This is a genomic window from Propionispora sp. 2/2-37 (assembly GCF_001298735.1).
Lineage (GTDB): Bacteria > Bacillota > Negativicutes > Propionisporales > Propionisporaceae > Propionispora.
Window position 1 is genome coordinate 207349 of the sequence record NZ_CYSP01000002.1, and the last position, 21522, is coordinate 228870.

General features: G+C 40.7%; 20 protein-coding genes. 1 reads left to right on the forward strand and 19 read right to left on the reverse strand.

The annotated features are described in order from the left end of the window. The 12 genes from glf to P22_RS02880 form a co-directional block, all read right to left on the reverse strand. Positions 1 to 1104, reverse strand: coding sequence for a UDP-galactopyranose mutase (glf, locus tag P22_RS02825; RefSeq protein WP_054258692.1), 1104 nt, complete (start codon positions 1102 to 1104; stop codon positions 1 to 3). A gap of 29 nt (positions 1105 to 1133) precedes the next feature. Then, positions 1134 to 2621 carry an undecaprenyl-phosphate galactose phosphotransferase WbaP gene (wbaP, locus tag P22_RS02830; protein ID WP_054258693.1) on the reverse strand — a complete coding sequence of 496 codons (1488 nt, stop codon included), beginning with the start codon at positions 2619 to 2621 and terminating at the stop codon, positions 1134 to 1136. A 374-nt stretch (positions 2622 to 2995) separates the two neighbouring features. Continuing rightward, the gene (locus P22_RS02835; RefSeq protein WP_054258694.1) at positions 2996 to 4174 is read right to left on the reverse strand and encodes an O-antigen ligase family protein; all 1179 of its coding nucleotides are present in this window, start codon (positions 4172 to 4174) and stop codon (positions 2996 to 2998) included. Between the two features lie 393 nt (positions 4175 to 4567). Further along, the gene (locus tag P22_RS02840) at positions 4568 to 5446 is read right to left on the reverse strand and encodes a glycosyltransferase family 17 protein (protein WP_054258695.1); all 879 of its coding nucleotides are present in this window, start codon (positions 5444 to 5446) and stop codon (positions 4568 to 4570) included. 109 nt (positions 5447 to 5555) lie between these two features. Next, positions 5556 to 6335: a glycosyltransferase gene (locus P22_RS02845; RefSeq protein ID WP_156318834.1), complete on the reverse strand. Its 780-nt coding sequence runs from the start codon at positions 6333 to 6335 to the stop codon at positions 5556 to 5558. After that, entirely contained in the window at positions 6316 to 6573 is a 258-nt protein-coding gene (locus P22_RS02850; RefSeq protein WP_054258697.1) for a hypothetical protein, read from the reverse strand. The genes P22_RS02845 and P22_RS02850 overlap by 20 nt, the downstream gene beginning before the upstream one ends. A 107-nt stretch (positions 6574 to 6680) precedes the next feature. Next, a complete protein-coding gene (locus P22_RS02855; RefSeq protein WP_054258698.1) occupies positions 6681 to 7580 on the reverse strand; it encodes a glycosyltransferase in 900 nt (299 codons plus the stop codon). A gap of 94 nt (positions 7581 to 7674) precedes the next feature. Beyond that, positions 7675 to 8763 (reverse strand): glycosyltransferase family 4 protein, encoded by a 1089-nt coding sequence (locus P22_RS02860; protein WP_054258699.1) that lies wholly within the window; start codon positions 8761 to 8763, stop codon positions 7675 to 7677. 66 nt (positions 8764 to 8829) lie between these two features. Beyond that, the gene (locus P22_RS02865) at positions 8830 to 9843 is read right to left on the reverse strand and encodes a glycosyltransferase family 9 protein (RefSeq protein WP_054258700.1); all 1014 of its coding nucleotides are present in this window, start codon (positions 9841 to 9843) and stop codon (positions 8830 to 8832) included. Positions 9844 to 9988: 145 nt separating this feature from the next. Further along, positions 9989 to 11026 (reverse strand): SDR family NAD(P)-dependent oxidoreductase, encoded by a 1038-nt coding sequence (locus P22_RS02870; RefSeq protein WP_054258701.1) that lies wholly within the window; start codon positions 11024 to 11026, stop codon positions 9989 to 9991. 21 nt (positions 11027 to 11047) lie between these two features. Further along, positions 11048 to 12364 (reverse strand): UDP-glucose dehydrogenase family protein, encoded by a 1317-nt coding sequence (locus tag P22_RS02875; RefSeq protein ID WP_054258702.1) that lies wholly within the window; start codon positions 12362 to 12364, stop codon positions 11048 to 11050. A gap of 23 nt (positions 12365 to 12387) precedes the next feature. Further along, complete coding sequence (locus tag P22_RS02880) at positions 12388 to 13488, reverse strand: glycosyltransferase family 4 protein (protein WP_054258703.1); 1101 nt, start codon at positions 13486 to 13488, stop codon at positions 12388 to 12390. A 108-nt stretch (positions 13489 to 13596) separates the two neighbouring features. Between P22_RS02880 and P22_RS02885 the strand changes: the two genes are divergently transcribed. Next, positions 13597 to 14748, forward strand: coding sequence for a glycosyltransferase family 4 protein (locus P22_RS02885; protein WP_054258704.1), 1152 nt, complete (start codon positions 13597 to 13599; stop codon positions 14746 to 14748). Positions 14749 to 14758: 10 nt separating this feature from the next. Here the strand turns inward: P22_RS02885 and P22_RS02890 are convergent, their stop codons facing one another. From P22_RS02890 to P22_RS02920, 7 genes are all read right to left on the reverse strand, one after another. Continuing rightward, positions 14759 to 15721 (reverse strand): glycosyltransferase family 2 protein, encoded by a 963-nt coding sequence (locus P22_RS02890; protein ID WP_054258705.1) that lies wholly within the window; start codon positions 15719 to 15721, stop codon positions 14759 to 14761. Between the two features lie 38 nt (positions 15722 to 15759). Beyond that, the gene (gene waaF / locus P22_RS02895; RefSeq protein WP_054258706.1) at positions 15760 to 16797 is read right to left on the reverse strand and encodes a lipopolysaccharide heptosyltransferase II; all 1038 of its coding nucleotides are present in this window, start codon (positions 16795 to 16797) and stop codon (positions 15760 to 15762) included. Between the two features lie 117 nt (positions 16798 to 16914). Then, positions 16915 to 17379 carry a D-glycero-beta-D-manno-heptose 1-phosphate adenylyltransferase gene (gene rfaE2, locus P22_RS02900; RefSeq protein ID WP_054258707.1) on the reverse strand — a complete coding sequence of 155 codons (465 nt, stop codon included), beginning with the start codon at positions 17377 to 17379 and terminating at the stop codon, positions 16915 to 16917. Between the two features lie 23 nt (positions 17380 to 17402). Next, complete coding sequence (locus P22_RS02905; protein ID WP_054258807.1) at positions 17403 to 18350, reverse strand: bifunctional heptose 7-phosphate kinase/heptose 1-phosphate adenyltransferase; 948 nt, start codon at positions 18348 to 18350, stop codon at positions 17403 to 17405. Positions 18351 to 18412: 62 nt separating this feature from the next. Next, positions 18413 to 19828, reverse strand: coding sequence for an LPS-assembly protein LptD (locus P22_RS02910; RefSeq protein ID WP_054258708.1), 1416 nt, complete (start codon positions 19826 to 19828; stop codon positions 18413 to 18415). A gap of 229 nt (positions 19829 to 20057) precedes the next feature. Next, on the reverse strand, positions 20058 to 20978 hold the full coding sequence (locus tag P22_RS02915) for a hypothetical protein (protein ID WP_054258709.1): 921 nt from the start codon (positions 20976 to 20978) through the stop codon (positions 20058 to 20060). An 86-nt stretch (positions 20979 to 21064) separates the two neighbouring features. Next, positions 21065 to 21496: a hypothetical protein gene (locus tag P22_RS02920; protein ID WP_054258710.1), complete on the reverse strand. Its 432-nt coding sequence runs from the start codon at positions 21494 to 21496 to the stop codon at positions 21065 to 21067. Between the last annotated feature and the right edge of the window lie 26 nt (positions 21497 to 21522).

Here is a 21522-nt window from a genome sequence, read left to right on the forward strand (position 1 = left end):
CTAATTAAGCTCCCTTTGACACGTTTCTAAGGCTGACTCAATTACTTTGTCCATGTCATAATACTTGTATTCTGCCAACCGACCGCCAAAAATAACATTTTCTTCTTTTCGTGCTAATTTTTCGTATTCTTTATAAAGGGCTTGATTTTTAACATCGTTTACAGGATAATAAGCCTCCTGGCCTTCCTGCCATTCACAGGGATATTCTTTTGTAATATAGGTAACAGGCTGTGTTCCGAAATCAAAATGTTTATGTTCAATAATCCGTGTATAAGGTATCTCTCTTTCTGTAAAATTCATTACCGCTATTCCTTGGTAGTTTTCTATTTCTAATCTTTCCGTTTCAAATCGTAATCCACGATACTCCAGCTTTCCTAGAGCATAATTAAAATAAGCATCAATTGCACCGGTGTAAATAATTTTAGGTGCTAATTTTTTATAATACTCTTTTTTTAGATTGAAGTCATCATTCAGAATAATTTCGCAATTATTAATCATCTTTTCAATGATTAAATTGTAACCACCAATTGGAATTCCCTGATAGCGATCATTAAAGTAATTATTATCATAGGTATAACGTACAGGTAAACGTTTAATAATGAAGGCTGGTAATTCTCTACAATCACGTCCCCATTGTTTTTCCGTATATCCTTTTATCAATTTATTGTAAATATCCATACCTACAAGACTAATTGCTTGCTCTTCTAAGTTCTGCGGTTCTTTGGTAATAACAGCTCTCTGTTTTGCAATTTTTTCTGCCGCCTGCTCAGGCGTCGAAATTCCCCACATTTTACTAAATGTATTCATATTAAAAGGAAGATTATAAATCTCCCCTTTATAATTTGCTACGGGCGAATTGATGTAATGGTTAAATTCTACAAAAGTATTAATATAATCCCAAACTTTTTTATTACTAGTATGGAAAATATGGGCACCGTATTTATGAATATAAATATTGTCTTTTAATTCACAATAAATATTGCCGCCAATATGATTACGCCGTTCAACAATAAGTACCTTTTTCTTTTTTCGCATACATTCATATGCAAAAATAGAACCAAAAAGTCCGCTTCCTACAATGATATAGTCGTATTGATAATTCATTTCTACCTTCCTTTTTCAAATAATTTATGTTAATATGCTCCTTTTCCTTCAACCACTACTTTTAACGTTTTTAAAAGAATCACTACATCATGCCATAAAGACCAGTTACGTACATACCAAGAATCTAGTTGTATTCGTCCATTAAAATCAATACTGTTCCGCCCGCTTACCTGCCATAATCCGGTAATACCTGGAACAGTTTTAAAAATTGTATGTGCAGCATATCCCATACGTTCCTTTTCACGTGGCAAATACGGACGCGGCCCAACTAAACTCATATTTCCTAACATCACATTAACAATTTGTGGCAATTCATCTAAACTGTATTTTCTAAGCCATACTCCTACTCGTGTAATGCGAGGATCATAGTTCTTTAATTTAGCAAATTTATTCCACTCAGCTTGTGCTTCCGGGTTATCAGCAAAATATGTTTCTAATATACGATCTGCGTTTAGAAACATAGTTCTGAATTTATAACAGTTGAATTTTTTCCCATCTTTTCCCAATCTTTTTGCAATATGCAAAATAGGTCCGCGGGAATCCAGCCTAATCGTCAATCCGACAGCTAAAAAAATCGGCAGACTCATCAATAAAATAGCCGCTCCAACCACTACATCAAATATACGCTTGATTATGCGATTTCGTAATGATGTGAGATTATTGCGCATTTTAAGCATCACTGTTTTTTCATTAAACAGAGTTTCCACTTCGATGTTACTTAAAGGTATACCAAATAAATCCGGAACAATCGTCACGTTTTTAACATGAGGTTGTATTCGATATATCAGTGCAAGCAAATTCTCACGTTCTAGTCCAGGTGCCGCAATAATAACATCCTGTACTCCACTCTTCAAAATGACATTTTCCGCATTTGCAAAAACACCAATATGAGGATATTCTTGTATTAAAGGCCTGTCCATGTAATTATCTTCAATCAAACCAACAATCTTATAACCTAAATAGGGTTCACTGGCAAAACTGGTTGCAAGAATTTCAGCGGTTTTCCCTGCACCTATCACTACTACCGGTTTTTTCCATAGACCAAAATAAGTTAAAATATATTTTGAAAAATACCTGGAAACAGCTAAATAGAAAAAACTAATACTCCAGACTAATAGTACAAATATCCGGGATACATCATTACTTTTTTCTGTAAAATACATTATCACAATGGTTAAAGCACTGACATAACTGCATATTTTAAAAAGCAATTCAGCACTTTTCCAAAATGGCAAACGTTTAACATACAATCCTTCATATGCTAAAAAAACAATATATGTGATCGGTACAATAAAATAAAGGTATTTATTGCTGAGATGAAACGGATCTAATGACTCGAAAAATCTTGGTAATAGATTCGCGCGTAAATACCAGGATGTTATGATAGCAAAGGTTATAGAAACATAGTCAGCACCCAATAATATAACCGGTGCTAAATATCTCCCGATACGCGAAGTAAGACTGACTGTAGGGATTTGGTATTGCTCGACAGATACACTTTTAACAGAAGAGGGCATATTTGTCACTCCTCAAAACCGACAATAAAAGTTAATATTTATATAAATTCGACAATATAGGGGGAATTCCCTGCCTTTATCGTAATATGGCAATACTTACATCAAAGAAAAAGCTCTTTTTTTAAAAAAAGGTAGCGTCACAAGACTTTTTCGAAAATTAGTTTGCAGCCGGGTTTCATGCATGATTTTCTGCACGTTCATTGATAGACTCCCTTCGATTTTTTTATCATCCAAAACAATTCGGACTTTCTATCCGATTGTTTTGGATGCTTTTCTCATATGAAAGTCGGTTTGCATACATGTGCTGGTTTATTTGACGCTTATTTTGAAAAAAAGGTCATCCAAAGGGTTTGGGCGACCTCTTAACCTACTATTTAACTTTTACGGCTTTCATATTCTGAATTCATTGCCGAAAAACTGAGTCCTATAAGGAACCAATACATGCGAGTCACTGCAGAGTTTCCCGCATTATACTCAGTCAGTCCCTGCAGTAAAAGGCTAACGGTAACTAAAAAAATTCCTATTGCCCATAGATTTTTAGTCTTGGAATAATTCCTGTAAGAACTATATAGTATGTATCCAAATAAATAAATAAAGCCTAAAAAACCGATAATTCCCCTATCTGCCAGCACTTGTAAAAAATTATTATGCGCATGGCTTTGTTTTCGTTCTTTAGCGTCCGGTGAAATATATTGCTCCTGATATGCTTTTTCGTAGTTTCCTATCCCCACCCCGGTAATAGGATGATCTAAAAACATATTCCACGCACTATGCCACATCAAAAGACGTTCCGAGTTGGACTGGTAATGCTTGTCAACAATTGAGTCAATTCGATGTTTTAAACTAGGAACATTAAACGCAATGATCCCTATAATCATCAGCAAAGCTATGAATCCAAATAAATATTTCGGATTTCTTTTTATATTAAGAAGCCCATAAAAAAATAATGTTAAGCTAACGGCAATCCAGGCCCCTCTTGTCCCGTTAAACAATAAAGCAACGGTAGACACACCTAACACAATACCAAAAAGGGTACGATATTTTCTTGGCAATGTTTGATCCTCAATAAAAAAGACCAAAAGCAGTGGGATCATTTGAAGCAGATACCCAGCCAAAGTCATAGGGTGCTCACTAAATGCAGCAGCTCTAAAATTACCATAAAAACCTTGCCAAATTGCGTACAAGTCAGCAATAAAAAGCGAAACAGCCATAGCAACAAGTATACGAAGAAACTGTCTGCGTTGTTTAATAAAGCCTACTACCAAGATGAACGGGAGCACCATACGTTGAAGCAAGGTTGCTGTCATGCCAACACCTTCCATTGGTCGCTCGGAGAAAATAATAGAAATAAGAGCAGTTAAAAAAAATAGTGCAATTGCCCTTACTAGACTTTTATCGGCTGCAAATATTATAGGTTGTTTAAAATGGTGAATGACAGCACATAATGTTGCAAGATACAAGGAAAAAGCAGCTACCTCCTTGATTGTGGCTGAAAACAACGCATAAAATAATAGAAGGGAATAAACGCTATAATCCAAACTATAAATTTTCAAATGTGTTAACTCCTTTATTTAGTTAAGAATCAAATATCGGGAGATACTCTTCTCTATCCCAAGTCGAACTGAAAAACGGTATTATTCAATGTCTGGCTTTACCTGCTGCGCAAACTATCCCAAACCGTCAAACTATGTATGAGAGTTCTATCACTATATCCGAATGAAAAAAGGTCTTCTGTATTTGTTTGTGTTATCGAGTGATATAGCCGCACATTGTGGACTATGAACTAACTGGCAACGGGCTAGATTTGGCTTATCTGTACTCATTATTTTTTCTTCATCAAGCTTCTTCCATTCACCAAAATTTTAATTCTACCGAAAAATTCCAAGATTGTAGTATATCCTATTTGTCCATGTATTCGTCCATACTTTCCCAAAAAGATTAATCTCTTATTGAGAATCAAAATATAGATAAGGATATTTTTGAACTAAAGCTTTTACCGATTCAGGAGAAATTTCAGCAAAGTCGATAAATTCATATTCGTGCTCCTGGCCTTTACGTCCATAAATGTCTAATCCGTTAGTTATACATTGTTTTACATAATCTGCTGAATATGCATTAGTCTTTGATTCAACAATTGAATTCATTTTAAGGAGTATTTTATCAACTCCCCCTAAATAAGAGAAATGCCAACCACTATTTCGGATCCGAGGAAATTTGTCTCTTCTATTTCTTAATTTTTGAGGAGTGGAAAGATTTTTGGCTTTAGTTATAACCGTTCCGTTCCAGCTCCCTTTAGAACGACAATTAACAAAATAGTAAAATAAAGTTTGTTCTAAGGCAAGAGGAGTTTTATCTAATAATTTCATTCCATGATATCTAAGCATACTTTCCGGAAACTTTAGTACTTGGATGAGATCCAGCTGAAATCTGCCTCGAGTCTTGAAGGTCACACAGCTTTTATTGTTGTTTAACAAAACTAAGACGTTAGGATCTGGAATTTCATCTATATCTGAGATAAAAACAATATCGTCAGGATCAATATTCTGTAGACCTCTTACAATACAATTACGTTGGTAATTTTCAAGTTTCCACTCATTGTTCGGATCAAAAGCCGGCATATCATCCACTTTGATATAAATTATTTTATTGAGATATTCCATAAATCTATTTTTATTTTTTTCGAAATTAAATTTCTTAGTTTCATTTTTATGAGTTTTATTTGCTTCAACCAATACAAAATAGTCAACAACATTGTTCAGTAAATTTATTCTTAATTCCAATAATTCAAATTCGTTAAAGAAGGTAAAGCAATCGTAGACTTTCATTTAGTAAACACCATCCACTGCTTTTTTCATTCACTCAACTGCCGATAAGATTACGCCATAATTACGATAATCGGATTCATTTAAAAAGATTTTCTATTCCCCCCAATTGTCAATATTGTTCTATAAACACTTCCTTAAACTTTTCCATAACGACTCTGGCATTAAATTTTTCGGAATAAGCATCCCAATTTTTACCGACTTCCTTTTTGAACTCTAATATTACTTTTTTTAAGGTTTTGTAATCAGAATAATATATGCCTTTATCACCCAATATTTCAATATGACTACGTTCTTTTATATAAGGAGCATCACAGGTAATCACCGGCTTATTACAAATAGAAAATTCGCCACAAGTAAGACCAAAGCTTTCCCCCTGCCGCCTTGCATGAAGCATGGCATCACAAGTTTGAATAAATTTTCTTTTATATGTTAAATCGGCTTGCCCGGCTAAAAAAATGATGTTATCCATTTTAGTTTTTGGGAACATCATCGGACTTACAATTTTATTCAACCATTTGTTACGAAAGAAGCATTTCTCTTGCAAAAAATGCTCAGTATTCATAAATAAAAAATAAATATCTTTTCGTTTTTCAGCTATTTCATAAATTAACCGTTTAACAAAAGGAAGATCAAAAGTATCTTTACCACCGTACCGTCCAAAGACAATGGCACGTTCCGGTATTCCCAGTCGAAAACGTAAATCACCATCTACTTCGGGAAGTTGTATCATATGTGGTACATATGGGCTTCTTCCCTCTGTCATCTCTTGGCTTAGCCACTCAGAAACATAAGCATATACATCACCATGAAAATCGCGATGCTTAAATACTGCATGAATGCAGCTCTTTATACAATTAAGGACTACACCATCATTTTTTCTTAATTGCATAAAAGATATCTATTTTTTCATCCTTTGCATATTGCTGCAGTTCTATCAAATTATCATAATAAATCACTTTAAATCGTTTTGCGAATTTTTCAACCACCATAGGATGATGATTTCCAACTCGTCTTGTCGCCACAACAGACTCATTATTTAAATACACTTCATTAAAATGAGCATAATCATATAACGCTATTTCAGTCCCCCGTAATGATAATTGATTGGAATGAAATAGAATTTTCATTATTGTGCCTCCCTAAAAGAGCAAACAAATTACTCCGTCGAGCTATAAGCTTGTTCAATTTAATAATATAAAGCCGATATTTTTTCGGAATAGTCTTGCAAATTAATCTATCTATCATACCGATTAAAATATTTCTTTATTAAAACATGATAGTCTAATGGATATATTTTTTTAGCCATTTTTAGGCTTTGAAGAAAATATCCTGTTCTTATGCTCTTGACATTGCTAAAGCTCACTTCTGTAGACATATGTTCCTTATGGAAAATATGGGTTATATGGACAAATTTTTTTGCCAAACCTACTTTATGAGTCAATGTAGTAAGAATTTCCTCTTCAAAGTACAGAAACGTTTCAGGAAAAAGATAAGGGTAATATTTAAAGTAATCCCTGGTAAGCATAAAGCATGCTCCGTGTAACACCATACCTAGAGAGGTAACAGTAGTAAGAGCTAGCTCATTATGCTTGATTTTGGGTTTTCTTATCTTTCTAAATACATTAATTTTCCTTAATATTCGATAATAACTAGTTTGTTTAAATTGTACCTTTATAATTCTGCGTGTATAATGCCAATTCTGCCGCCTTTTACTCCTAATTACATCGTATTTTGCAGGGTTTTGCTCATAACCATCGGCGGTTATAATGCGCGGGCCCAATACGCCTACCCCCGGCTCATAAGCTTCCATCAAAGCGGTTATCATGCGGGGATCCCTAAATAAAGTGTCATTATTCACAAGTAGCACAAAGCTACACCCCAAAATAACCGTTGCGTAGCGAATACCCAGGTTGTTTCCCCTGGCAAAACCTCCATTTTGCTCACTAAAAACTAAATGAATGCCCTCGCAATTTCTATACTTTTCTTCAAGCCGTTCTCTTGAGTCATTAGTCGACCCGTTATCTACAATAACTATTTCTTTTTCTGGATATTGATCAACAGAAATGCTCTCAACACATTCAATTGTATCATTATAATTAAGGTAATTTAATACAATAATCGCGACTTTATCCATAATGCCTCCTCTCATTGAGTCAGCTAGATTCGAACTAGATGCCAGACCAGCAGAATCATATATTCACTACTCCCAAATTATCTTCCCTATTGCTCTAATCGACAATAGCTTGATACAGTATATCATGATAAATTTTCCGGGTATTTACCACCATATTGTTAATATTATATTGCTTTGCCCGCTCTATTCCGCCTTCTTTTAATTTAGTTGCCAATTTGCCATCGTTCAATATCTTTGCCACAGCTTCCGATAACTTTGCAGGAGTCTCAGGAGGGATAAGCAAGCCACTTTTGTCGTCAAGTATGATTTCCGCAGTCCCCCCCGTGTTAGTTGCCACAACAGGTGTACCTGCAGCCATGGCTTCCACTGTCACTAAACCAAATGGTTCATTCTGCGATGCCATCACAAAAACATCCAGATCTTTCATGACTTCCGGAATATCACTGCGTTTACCTAAAAAATGCACATCACGATTCATTTCTTTCAATTGCGAAATATATTCGCCGCCCCCAACAACGACGAAAACTGTATTGGGATGCTTAGATAATATTTCCGGAATACTTTGAAGGAAAGTTTCATGCCCTTTGCTCGGGTGAACGCGGCCTACCATACCAACGATTTTTGTCGCAGCGGGGAGATTCAATTCTCTCCGCAATGTGCCCGTCTCTGCTTCAGAAAACTTGTCTATATCTATTCCATTATGAATCACGGTTATCTTTTCGGGAGGAAAGACCGAAATTCTATTTCCTACAATATGAGATACAGCAATAACCTGATCGATTTTTTTATATAACCAGCGATGTAGAATACTGTCTTTTAATGGACTTAGTATATGCCTGGTTATGACAATTTTTACCCTAGGGTAAAAAAACTTAGCCAAACTTGCTAGCCAATAATCCCGCCCGTTATGCGCATGAATAATGCCAATAGAGTTTTCTTTGCAGTAGTTGGCTATTGCCCAGGCACTCTTTATATCAATGGCTCCCTTAAGTGGTAAATTGAAAACCGGAATATGATCTTCTCTTGCCTTTTGGTCAATAGCGCTGCCGGAACGACAGACCAATACCACGTCATCTCCTAGTGACATCAAATGCCTGCATAGCAAAAGGACATGCACTTCGCCGCCGCCCCAGATTTTCATAGAGTTCATCTGCAGCACTCTTATTGATTTAGTCCGTCCCACGAATATTCCTCCTATTTTTTATTCGTTTAACATCCCTGTATACAAACGGACACTTCGCACCATTCTCTATTTGAAACTCGATATTTCACTAAGCGCTGCGCTTGTGGCTTCTAACACCTGTTCGACACCGATATCTTGTATGACATTTCCACTTTGCGGCCTCACCGCCCATTCCGGGTGTTGATAGGGACCAATTCTTTTGTAATTCGTAGGGCCGACAAGCATGACCGTTCTCCGGCCTGTAGCCAGCGCCGCATGCATTAAACCGGTGTCGCCGCCCACCACGATCGAAGACAAAGATGCCAGACCAACGGAGGTAACAAAGTCAGCCTGACCGGCCGCAACAGGATACTGGGCGGCTACAGTGTTTAATTTGTCCCTCTCCGACGGTCCTCCCCCAAAAACTACTTGCAATCCACGTTCTTTCCAATAATCCGCAAGAGCCACATAACGTTCCAGCGGCCATATTTTACCGGTTACACCGTTACCGGTAAAGGGTTGAATAAATAACGTAGGCTCTTGAAGGGAAAGCCCCCAATGTTGGAACAGCTTTTTGGCCTTGTCCATATGTTCACGTGGTACAACATATTGATTCTTAATCGGTAGCCGGGTCAGCCCGCCTTTTTCCAGCAGCATTAAATGTTGATCAATAAGGTGAACATTATCTAACTCTCTTATAAAATAATTGGTGTAAAACCACTGTCGCAATGGTTTTCTAGTTTTAATCGATCCCCAGCGATGTTTTATTCCACTAAGCCATAGAAAGAAAGCCTGTTCTCCATGCCCGACAAAATCAATGGCTAATTGATAATTATTCCGTTGAATCGTGTGATACAAATCAGAACTCATTGCCCATAGCTTGGCTATATTTTTTGACGCAAGATCTTTCTTTTTAATAATCAAAATTTCATCAAGATTAGGAAACCCTTTTAGAACCTCAGCATAATTATCCTTAACCAAAAAACTGATTTTGCTGTTGGGGAAATTAGCCTTAAGCATATAAAAAGCAGGAAGAGTGAAAATAATATCACCGATAGCTCCCCGTCTGATCATTAAGATGTTTTGTATATGATCTTTCACAATAAATATCCCCTTATGTTAAGCATTCTGAAGCACATATTACATCCAGTTTTTTTTATTGTCAAGCTAATTCGCATTGGTTATCAGGAAAACTTTTCTAGAAAAAATCGGCACTATTATATGTTAAATAACCAAAATAAAGATTCTATTTTAACCGGTAATACTCACAATACCAATCAGCAAATTTTTGAAGCCCCTCTTCAATCGTCGTGGTAGGCCTAAAACCTGTGGCCTGGTACAATAAATCGGTCGACGCATAGGTAGCAGGTACATCGCCAGGTTTCATCGGCTCAAATTTCTTATCAAATACAACCTCTCTGCCAATGGACCTGCTCAGGCATTTTTCTAGTGTTGTAATAAATACCATCAGTTTTTCCGGCCGGTTGTTTCCAACGTTAAACACTTGATGCGGTGCCTCATTCTCGCCGCCGGGAGGAGGATTACATAAAAGGTGTTCCATCCCTTTTACAATATCATCAATGTAGGTAAAATCACGATAAAGATCGTTTGCAAAATCACCGTTATTAAAAATTGTAATCGGTTCACCGGTAAAATATTTCTGTGCGAATCCAAAATAGGCCATATCCGGGCGCCCTAATGGCCCGTACACAGTAAAAAAACGAAGGCCGGTAGCCGAAATGTTATAAAGATGACTATAGGTATAGGCCATCAATTCATTCGATTTTTTAGTCGCTGCATAGAGTGAAACCGGATGGTCGACAGAATCTTTTTCCGTAAATGGCACTTTTTTATTTGCCCCGTAAACCGAACTGGAGGATGCATAGACAAGGTGTCCTACAGAATGATGCCGACAGGCCTCAAGAATATTGAAAAAACCCACTATATTACTCTGGATATATGCATCCGGATTCTCTATGGAATACCGTACACCGGCTTGGGCTGCCAGATTGACAACAATATCCGGTTTATACTCTGCGAAAATCTTAGTAATCATATCTTTATCAGAAATGTCCCCATGGACGAACACAAATTTCTCAAAAATCTTAAGTTGATTCAAGCGGGCATATTTGAGATTAACCTCATAGTAGTCATTTATATTATCAATGCCGATTACACGACAGCCTTTTTCCAAAAGGTTACGGGATAGAAAACAACCAATGAATCCTGCTGCTCCGGTAATAAGGTATGTTTTACTAATATCTAATGATTCGCAGGCTGGCATGTAGCCCCGCCTCCTTTCACGCTATTTCCTGCCAACAGAGCAATACTCTACTCCTGCATCTTTCATCACATCAATTTCATAAATATTTCTTCCATCATAAACTAAAGGCGTTCTCATATATTTTTTATATTCTGCCGGCTTCACAGCCTTTATCTCACCCCACTCGGTGAAAATGAAGCAGACATTCGCCTCGGACAAAGCTTCCTCTGGTTTGTTAACATACCGTATAGTTCCCCTGCCGTTTCTCCCTTCCGGGTATTTCCTCTTGAAGTTATTGATACCAACAGGGTCATATGCGTAAATTTCGGCTCCCTGTTCCAATAATAACGGTACATTTTCTAAAGACGGAGCTTCCCGCAAATCGTCCGTTCCCGGTTTAAAGGTCAGCCCAAGAACAGCTACCTTTAAACCATGAAACGTAATGAGTCTTCTACTTGCTTTTTTAAACAGTATTGTCTTTTGATCTGTATTGACATCAATAGCGGCTTTTACTGTCCGCAGTTCATAGCCATTTTGCCTTGCCAAATACTCCAGTGCTTTAGTATCTTTCGGGAAACAGGAGCCACCATAGCCGATACCGGCATTGAGGAACTTCGCTCCAATGCGCTCATCAAAGCTCATGCCTTTTGCGACATCCTGAATATCCGCGCCGACCAATTCACAAAGGTTAGCAATATCATTCATGTAAGATATCTTAAGTGCTAAGAAATCATTGGAAGCATACTTGATCATTTCTGCCGAACGGCGGGTAACAGAAACGATCGGAAGATGAAACGGTTCATATATCTTCATAAGTATATCTTTAGCCCATTTACTCTCCGTACCGATGATAATTCTTTTGGCATGCAAAGTATCATACACTGCCGTGCCCTGCGCTAGAAACTCCGGATTGGAAGCTACTTCAACCTTTACGTCATGCACTAGAAAGTCTTTAATAAATTGCTCGACTTTATCATTCGTCCCTACAGGAACAGTGGATTTTACTACAACAAGGCAGTCTTTTTCAATATTTTCCGCAATTTGCCTTGCTGCCGTCGCTATATAGGATAGATTGGCAGAACCATCAGGCTGCTCAGGGGTTCCCACACCAATAAAAATAGCATCGGCCTCTTTGTATGCCGAAGCATAATCCGTCGTATAATGCAATCTGCCGGCTTCATAATTCTTTCGCATCAATTCTTCGAGACCGACCTCAAAAATAGGAGAAATCCCCTGTTTCATACTTTGTACTTTATTTTCATCAATATCCACACAGGTGACATGATGACCAACTTCCGCGAAACAAACCCCGGCAACTAAGCCGACATATCCGGTTCCTGCCACTGATATCTTATACATAGTTACCTTCCCTTTAATTTAATTTATTGCAAATTTTGACTTAACACTGATATTAAACTATACCAAACAACAACCTTTTTTTCTCCTATGGCTAAATTATACCACTTGTGTATCCATGCTTGTAGAGAATAGTTATCTTCAACCTTCTTTCTTCCCGCTATAGCGAAAGCTTGGCGGAGTTTACGATCTATGATAAGATTTCGCAACCTCAACACCCATTCTTCATCCGTAGAAGCCAGATACCCACTGATTCCATCCTGCACCACTTCCGTATTCATGCCAACCGGAGAGACAACTACCGGGATTCCTAATGCCATATACTGAATGGCCTTAAACGAACATTTCCCCCTGGTCCACTTATCCTCAACCAGCGGCATTACTCCGATATCCATACTGAGCATATCTTCAATGTACGTTTCTCTTCTCCACTGCTTATTTACAGTAAAGTCATCCAAAACAAACGGCTTATCACATATTACAAGCAACTTTAACTGAGGAAATTCCTGTCGAAGTACCCGTAACGGCTTCACAAGCATTTCTAAAAATACTAGGTTTTGCGATGTACCAATCCAACCAATTGTATAATTAAAGTATTGAGTGTTTTTTAACGCACAATAATTATCCAGATCGATTACAGTTGGAGTTATTTCACAATCAGGACGAAATTGAGTAGCATATTCCCCTAGCACCCGGTTACCTGCCAAAACTGTATTAGCATGCTTCAGCATAAACGCCAGAGCTTGAATTTTACTTTTCCTTTTTTTCTTAATTTCTGAGAAAGAAGCATATATAGCATCATCAAAGTCAAAAAGGAAGGGAATATTACGAAATTTAATCAGCCTAATAATAAATTGAGGAAGAATAGTTTTTTGGATAAATACACTGTCCGCATATCTAATAACATAATAGCATATGAGATAATAAAATTTAACCAAATTCAATGCATGTACCAAGCCACGCAATATTTTCGGATAATGTCTTACCGCGGGCTTTTGCGGTGTAGTAAGCATTTCATATACAAAGTCCTGCTTCGACTCATGTATTTTATTAAGAAATTGTACGACCCTATAGTACGTACTTGGTTTATTAACTCCGCCAAATACAATAAACAACACTTTTTTCATAAGCAGGTTCTACCCCCGTTTTATTTTTTGCTACATACACATTTATGATATACATTCTCTAACGTTCTATGTTAATATGTTTTTGTCACCCTATATTGGAGGTTTATTATGCATATCTGTATGATCGTAACTAGTTATAAAGAACCGGGAAGAACCCATACCGGCGCAGAACTGCAGGCTGATACCCAGCTTCACGCCTTGCAAGATTTGGGACATTCTATTACGGTTATCGCAAAAAAGAAGGTAAAAGAAAGCAAGTTTCATGAAGAAATAGACGGCGTGAACGTCTATCGGGTATGGCCTACTGGATTTCGCAGTATCATTACGGCTTTCCTGTTGTGGCGAAACAAGGAACACTTCGATATCGTTCATCTACATGGCCAGCATGTATTTACTGCAGTAGCCGCTTTTATCTGCAGGCTGTTAAACATTCCTTCAGTAATGAAAATCACGATTGGCGGTCAAGTCTTCTCTCCTACTTCTTTGGACAGGATTTTGCCTAAGAGTTTCATTCCTTTTCGAAGGTTCATCAATTTGCTTTCCCGTCAGGCATCCGCCTATATTACCATTAGTAAAGAAATTGCGGACGAGCTTATTCACTGCAAATTTTTACCGGAAAGAATTCATTCCATCACCAACGGTGTAGATATGAAAAGATTTCACCCTGTTTTAGCGGAGGAACGGCATGCACTTCGAAAAAAACTGGACTTGCCTGAAGATCAATTAATTGCACTATTTTGTAGCCGTCTGATTCATCGGAAGGGATTTGATCTGCTCGTCAACGCCTGGCCAAAGATATGGGAGAAACATAAAGACCTTCATCTTGCAATAGTCGGCGATGGCAGTGCGGAAGCACAGTCCCATATTCAGGCATTAATGGAACGTACTTCGCCTACTGCCATCACTGTTTTTGGTCAGGTTCCCGATTCCGCGCCGTATATGCAAGCGGCCGATATTTTTTTGTTTCCCTCACGGAAAGAAGGCTTGCCCAATGCACTCATAGAAGCCATGTCCTGCGGCTGCGCCTGTATCGCTTCCGACATCGGCGGAAATACCGATCTCATATCTCCTGAAAAAGCAGGCTTGCTGTTTACCAGCGGCGACTATCACGATTTTAGCCATAAGCTGACCGAGTTATTAGACAACAGGGATGAAATCGGCAAACTTGGTGCAACAGCCAGCACTTATATGAAAAATCATTACGATATTCAGGTAATTGCCGCAAAGCTTGATCAGTTATATCAACATATCTCTAACTGAAAATAGCTACTTATACATAACGCAGCAGCCACCACAAAAATTTATTCCTGGATTTGACTGCACTGCATTTCAGGCGATGAATAAACTTTACTCTGTCCACTTCCAGTTTTTCCAGTGACCGAACATTTTCTTCGTCATTCATTAATTCCAGAGCCTCTTGTTCATATCCGTTTTTTATCATTCGCCACAGCAGTTTATATAGATTAAACGCCTCCCGCACAGCCAAATCCCGGGCCAGCTGCTGCTTATCATAGTGAATCAGACTCTGCAACAGAATAAACTTTGCAGAACGGCGAAAAGCATATACTCCATGGATATGCTTCTTCCAGTCCCATTTCGCTCTTATTGCCGAACCGGTACGAATCCGGTAAATCATAAGTTCCCTCGGAACTGCTCTTACCGCTACAAGAGAAACCAGTTTTTTGACAAACTCCTGGTCTTGCGCTACTAAGCAGCCTTCAGTAAAACTCAGATTGTGCTGGTCGATAACGCTCTTGTCAACGAGTATAGCACCAATGTGAATTTGTGTCTTTTTATTGATCACGTCATGCAATATATGTCCATTTACATAGGGGTATGTGAATTTCCGCCTTATCCCGCCGGTATACAAGTGAGAATAGCCGCAATACACCATAGGCACATGATATTTCTCTTTTGCCGCGATCATTTCTTCCAGAAACTCAGGCTCCCACATATCATCCCCATCAAGAAAAGCAATATAAATACCTGACGCCTCTCTTATCCCCGTGTTTCTCGCACTGGATACACCGGCATTTTGCTGATTAAATAAATGGATGCGGGAATCCTCCGCCGCCACTTTCTCCACAATAGCAGCGGTAGAATCCTTTGATCCGTCATTTACCACCAGCAGTTCCCATTCCGGATAAGTCTGCTGTTGTACCGAGCGAATGCAATCCTCAATCTCCGTCTCTACGTTATAAGCCGGAACGACGATAGACACTAACTTTTTCAAAATATTGTCATCCTCCAACATGCATTAATCAACTATAGTCACACTTCAACCCATTGAGCAATAATTGTTTTTAACGAATCATATACTGCATCAACCGGAATTTGTGCCAGGCAGTCTATATTCTTCGGGCATTGCCGCCGCCAGCAGCCGGCACAGTCGGCGCTGATGGTGATGGACTGATGACCGGTGCCGTAAGGGCCATTCCGGTTGGTATCAGTGGGGCCATACAGTGCCACCACCGGTGTTTCCAGTGCCGCCGCCAGATGCATCGGCCCGGTATCGCCGCCGACAAAAGCCCGGGCTGACTTTATAATGGGTGCCAGTTGCTTCAGTGTCGTTTTGCCAACCAGATCAACCGGCGGGATAGAAGTTTTAGCGGCAATCTCCTCAAAAGCCTGGCGCTCCTTGGGGCCGCCGATGATTACCGGTATAAGCTGCTCGGCATATAACCGGTCGACCAACTCTGCAAAATAGGGGACAGGCCAGCATTTATTCGGCCAGTTTGCTCCCGGCGCCAGAATCACGTACGGATTATCCGGCGTAAACCCTGACTGAGCGGCAATCGCTGCCGCCTGCCCGGCTTCTTGGGGAGTAATATGTACTGGGAATCGTACTTTTCCCACCTTACACCCTAAAAAACGCGCAACATCCAGATAGCGTTCCACGACATGGCCTGAACTATATTTCCCGCATACACGCTTGCTCACCAAATGACTGCCTTCCCGGGCATTGCAGTATACCAGCCTCTCACGGGCGCCGCTCAGCCAGCTTATCATGCTGCTTTTGAACAATCCCTGCAAATCAATGGCCAAATCAAAACGATGCTGTTTCAACTGTTTGGACAACTCCGGAGCATGGCAAATTGCTCCCTTTAAGGATTTAAATTTGGGTTTATCAAATATTATAATGTCATCAATATCCGGATTATTCGTCAATAAATCGTAAGCCGGTTTTTCAACAACCCAGGTGATGCGCGCTTCAGGATAAGCTTGCTTTAAAGCGTAAGCTACCGGCAAAGCGTGGACCACATCACCAATGGCGCTTAGCTTGACGATAAGAATATTGCGGTAGGACATTTTTAACCAACCTTTTCTGAACCACAGAGTACGCAGAGAACGCAGAGTTTTTCCGTGCAATAATATCGCACCGTACCAATTTAACCTTGTATCCTCTGCGTACTCTGTGGTTGATCATTATGCTTTTATTTTATTAATAATATTCGTTGACGAACTGCCCTCCACCATAGGGACGAGGACGGTTTTGCCGCCATGCTCCGCTACAATTTTGGCTTCCGGCAGGTCTTCAATCACATAATCGCCGCCTTTGACATAAATATCAGGTTGAATCGCACCGGCTAATTCACAGGCCGTACTTTCTCCAAACAGCACCACATAGTCAACGGCAGACAAGGCAGCCAGCACTTCGGCCCGGTCATTTTCGTTGTTAACCGGACGTGACGGACCTTTCAGCCTGCGTACAGAGTCATCCGTATTCAGCCCTACAATCAAACAATCCCCCAGCTTACGGGCCGCAGTCAGATAGCGGACATGACCAACATGCAATATGTCAAAACAGCCGTTGGTAAATACAACCGTTTTACCAGCGGCTTTTAAGTTAGCCGTTATTGATTGGACTTGATCGCGTAATATAACGGACATACTGAATTCCCCCTGCGCTGCTGTTAAGCTTCGTGATTGCCAATGGCCTCTTGCAGTTCTTCCGGATTGGTCGTAGCTGTGCCGGGTTTCCTGACAACAATACCGGCGGCAAAATTGGACAGTCTGGCGGCATCACGATACGGCGCCCCGGCTGCCAATGCTAAAATCATGGTCGCAACCACCGTATCCCCGGCACCGGTCACATCATATACATCACTTTTATTAGTTACCGGAATATCACTTATCTGACCATTCTTTTCGAAAAGCAGCATCCCATCCGGGCCGCGCGTAATGAGGACAGCCTCGGACCCTAACCGTTCCAGTATGGTCCGGCCTGCCTGCAGCAGCGTATCCGTATCCATTGCTTTTAAGCCTAAGGCAGCAGCAGCCTCGGTTTCATTTTGTTTTACCACCGTCACCCCGGTATAGGACATGACATCATAGCGGGAATCAACCATACAGGGAATCTCCTGGGAACGGCAATAGCCGATGACAAACTCCCTGATACGCGGCGATACGGTATGACTGCCATAGTCACTCAGGACTACGGCAGTCATATGCTGTATGGTCGCCTTTATATATTCCAACAATGTGTTTTCTGTTTCCGGCTGGACGGGTTCTTTGCTTTCCTTATCAATACGTACGATCTGCTGGCGTACAGTAGCCTGCCCACCGGCCATAACCCGGGTTTTTGTAATGGTCGGCCGGACGGTGTCAGTCATCAGACCATCGGCATGGATACCCCTGTTTCTTAAATCTTTCTGCAGTTGGCTGCCGGCATAGTCATTTCCGACTATCCCCACTGTGTATACATCACCGCCCAGAGCGGCGGCATTATACGCAGCGTTGGCCGCTCCACCCGGCAGCACCTGTTCTGCCGAGTGCTCCAGAATCAAAACCGGCGCCTCCCGGGAAATGCGGGATATTTTCCCTTCCAGGTATACGTCGGCTACCATATCGCCGATGACCATAATATTTTTATTCTTTAACTTAGGCACAAGGCCTAACAATGTCTGCAACGAAACCGTCTCCTTTAAAAGTGAGCCATGTCAATCTCGAACTTGATTTGATCCCTTTTTGCCCGGTACGTAATATGCGCATCCCAGCAGTGCAAATTGTGGGTCCAGGTATAGTCGACATCCTTCACTCTATGACCGTCAATTTCATAGGTGTAGTTGTACGCAATCGCGTTTAACCGGTCGATTTTATAGTTGAACCCGGTACGCAGTTCCTGCTCCGAATTCGGCTGGTTATAGCTAAAGGTAGTATCATAGTCATGATTGTAGGAATAGCCGACCCAGGTTGAAAAGCGGTCGGATACCTTCTTGTTAACACGGACATCAAACCGAAATGGTGTCCAGGTAGAGTCATCGTAGCTTTCTTTAATATAGCTAATGCCTGTCCCAAAATTGAGGGTCGTAGAATCACTGAGCTTAATGGGATCCCGGGAAAAATATACATGGTAATCCTGCCGCCAGCTGCTTTTACGGGAATCTTCCCACTGACCATAGGAAGCACCGTACGTATAACTGAAAGGAGAACTTCCCAACCGTTTACGTGCCGTGTTAAAACTCAACTCCGGTTTTACTTTGATCCATGAATCGTCATCGTCTTTCAAATAACCTTGCTGTAATTTTATTTCATAATCCTCTTCCACATCCCTAAAGCCGTACAATGGTCTAAACCCTTCATTGGAATAATAACGCAAATCAGCAAAAGCCAATAGCTTATTATCGTTTCCAATGGGAGCTTCTAAGTGTTGTTTTAACGTGATGCCGTCACTATCATAGCCGATTTTGGGAAATTCCATCCCTCCTTCACCCTTCTTGAGTGAACCCCGATAAGTCGGCATCGAATAAATAACCGTATTTTTGATCCAAAACTTTGCGTTATAGGCAATATAATGATCCCCGGGCCAGATTTCGATGCGTTCGGCACTCATGCGGTAGTCGGGGACTTTGGCCGGACAGCGGGTCATATAGCCGTTTCGTATGACATTCATTTCCGGATCCAGCTCGATCTGGTTGCCATATACGTGTTCGTCGCCAATTTTCCCCTTGGCCTCTTCAATATGGCCGGTATGGTCCTGATAGTTATAATCTAGCGCATGACCTTCCATATAAAGGCCCGGCTGCATAAAGAGAGCATTATCCTGGACCCACACTTTAAACTGCTGGGAATTGCCCTGCACTTCATTAGCCAGAAGCTTGCTTTCGAGCTGAGTCACATTGACATTGCCCTGGGCCAGAAAATCACCTGTGGAATCCACATATTTCAGTTGATCGGCGTCAATGACAATAGGAGCCTTTTGTTCCGCTTTTTTATTCTCTTTCGTATCCGCACTTGTCTTGTCCTGTTCCTGATTATCCGCAGCGAAGGCCGGGAGATAAGCAGCGACAGCCAACAGTATGCCTGCTGTGCATGCTGCCAAGTGTTTTTGCTTTTTCATGTAAAAGTACTCCTGTCTATTTGTTGGCATTTAACTCTATTATAGTTTACTCTACAGCCTGGAATAATACAATATCCTTCCAGAATTTTGCAATAGCGACATATTACCTCAAATTTCTTTACTATTATGTATACTATTCTACATCATTAGCCTTACTCCTGCCGGAAAACCGGCGGGAAAATATGCAAGGACCCGCAAGGTCTGCGGGTCCTTAAATAAAAACATATTGTTATTGCGCACTAATCCCTGTTACACCAGCATCTTCCCGGGTTTGCACATACATGAGTGCTCCCGGTTTAATCGTAATGTCTTTTCCCTTGATAAACGCACCGCCTACAACCCCAATCGGCCCTAAAATAACCATGCCGGCCACACTGGCTCCGGCGGCTTTCGCCAGGGACTGCGTCTCGGCTTTTGCCTTCTCGCCAACATAGGTAGGCAACAGCGAGCCGTCAATGGCCGTAATACTGTCAAACGACATCTCCAGTTCGGCATCCCGGCCAAAATTTCTCGACCGTTCTACTTTCGTAACTTTGCCGGTGCCCAAAGCGCCTTTGGCAACAATCAGTACACCGCCAAAATAGACATCCTCGGCCACCTGAAACACCACTTCATCCCCCACCCGGCTGGACTTGGAATTCAGTTCTGAAACCATCTCAATTTTAATCAGCGAATCTTTGTTAACTGTCGTGGTCACGGTATTCAGTTGACCTGACGTATAGGTCATATTTAACAGTTTAGCCAGCCGCTCGTTGATGCCGCCTTGTTCATTGGTGCCATAAATCGACCGTTCCAAATTATCCAGACGCTGCAGTGCCGGTCCCGAGGTGACGGCATGGCTGACACTCCATTCCGCCGCATTCAATTTTAAAAGCAGGGAAGGTTCAGCAACCGAAGCGCCATATACATAATCATATAGTTTATCAATCTTGACCAGCAGGGCATCCTCTGTCTCCATGCCATAAATATCGGTTTCCAGTTTTTTAACCCGGTCCAGCAGCGCACCGGTCTGTTCTGCACCATATATCATTTTTTCCACAGCTATTGTTCTATCCAGAGAGTTCAGTTCCCGCGGAATTTCTGCAGAAACAACAACAGTGGACAACATAAAGACAACGACAAGCATGGCAGATAATATTTTGCGAAGCATAATCATCCTCCTTGGTATGTGATCTTAGTTATATTCTCGCTATAAGAAAAAATATCCTGCCGGACGGCAGGATAAAGAAAAAGTCTTTATATCTTTACGTCAATCATAGCCGATACGCCGACACCCTGCACACGGGAAAACTTAACCGCATTCTTGCTGTCGATCGGAATCAGCGCCTTAACCCGGAACTGACTGCCGTTAAAATTTCCTTCGATCTGTACAACCGCCTGCACTCTGTTCACCAAATCCTGAGAACCGGTTACCTGAGCGGCGCCGACATAGCCCCCGCTGCCGAAGGACAAGATGGGAACAACCTTGGTTGCATAGTCATTGCCCGCCCCATGCTGCATGGTTAAGGTATTGATAAAGTTGTTCAGGGGTCCGGCGAATTTGTTGATGACAAAGCCTATGCCACCCACCTTCAAAATATCTCCCAGCCCAAACGCCTGTGCAGCGGGAACTAAGCCGACGGATAACATACAGATAACTAGCAAACCGGCAACAAATTGCTTTTTCATGTGTTCATTCCTCCCTGTTTTTTTCT

Excerpts from the sequence above, each read along its gene's own strand:
- glf (WP_054258692.1), bottom strand. The coding sequence starts at position 1,104 with ATGAATTATCAATACGACTATATCATTGTAGGAAGCGGACTTTTTGGT.
- wbaP (WP_054258693.1), bottom strand. The coding sequence starts at position 2,621 with ATGCCCTCTTCTGTTAAAAGTGTATCTGTCGAGCAATACCAAATCCCT.
- P22_RS02840 (WP_054258695.1), bottom strand. The coding sequence starts at position 5,446 with ATGAAAGTCTACGATTGCTTTACCTTCTTTAACGAATTTGAATTATTG.
- P22_RS02845 (WP_156318834.1), bottom strand. The coding sequence starts at position 6,335 with ATGCAATTAAGAAAAAATGATGGTGTAGTCCTTAATTGTATAAAGAGC.
- P22_RS02850 (WP_054258697.1), bottom strand. The coding sequence starts at position 6,573 with ATGAAAATTCTATTTCATTCCAATCAATTATCATTACGGGGGACTGAA.
- P22_RS02855 (WP_054258698.1), bottom strand. The coding sequence starts at position 7,580 with ATGGATAAAGTCGCGATTATTGTATTAAATTACCTTAATTATAATGAT.
- P22_RS02870 (WP_054258701.1), bottom strand. The coding sequence starts at position 11,026 with ATGCCAGCCTGCGAATCATTAGATATTAGTAAAACATACCTTATTACC.
- P22_RS02875 (WP_054258702.1), bottom strand. The coding sequence starts at position 12,364 with ATGTATAAGATATCAGTGGCAGGAACCGGATATGTCGGCTTAGTTGCC.
- P22_RS02880 (WP_054258703.1), bottom strand. The coding sequence starts at position 13,488 with ATGAAAAAAGTGTTGTTTATTGTATTTGGCGGAGTTAATAAACCAAGT.
- P22_RS02885 (WP_054258704.1), top strand. The coding sequence starts at position 13,597 with ATGCATATCTGTATGATCGTAACTAGTTATAAAGAACCGGGAAGAACC.
- waaF (WP_054258706.1), bottom strand. The coding sequence starts at position 16,797 with ATGTCCTACCGCAATATTCTTATCGTCAAGCTAAGCGCCATTGGTGAT.
- rfaE2 (WP_054258707.1), bottom strand. The coding sequence starts at position 17,379 with ATGTCCGTTATATTACGCGATCAAGTCCAATCAATAACGGCTAACTTA.
- P22_RS02905 (WP_054258807.1), bottom strand. The coding sequence starts at position 18,350 with ATGGTCATCGGCGATATGGTAGCCGACGTATACCTGGAAGGGAAAATA.
- P22_RS02910 (WP_054258708.1), bottom strand. The coding sequence starts at position 19,828 with ATGAAAAAGCAAAAACACTTGGCAGCATGCACAGCAGGCATACTGTTG.
- P22_RS02915 (WP_054258709.1), bottom strand. The coding sequence starts at position 20,978 with ATGCTTCGCAAAATATTATCTGCCATGCTTGTCGTTGTCTTTATGTTG.
- P22_RS02920 (WP_054258710.1), bottom strand. The coding sequence starts at position 21,496 with ATGAAAAAGCAATTTGTTGCCGGTTTGCTAGTTATCTGTATGTTATCC.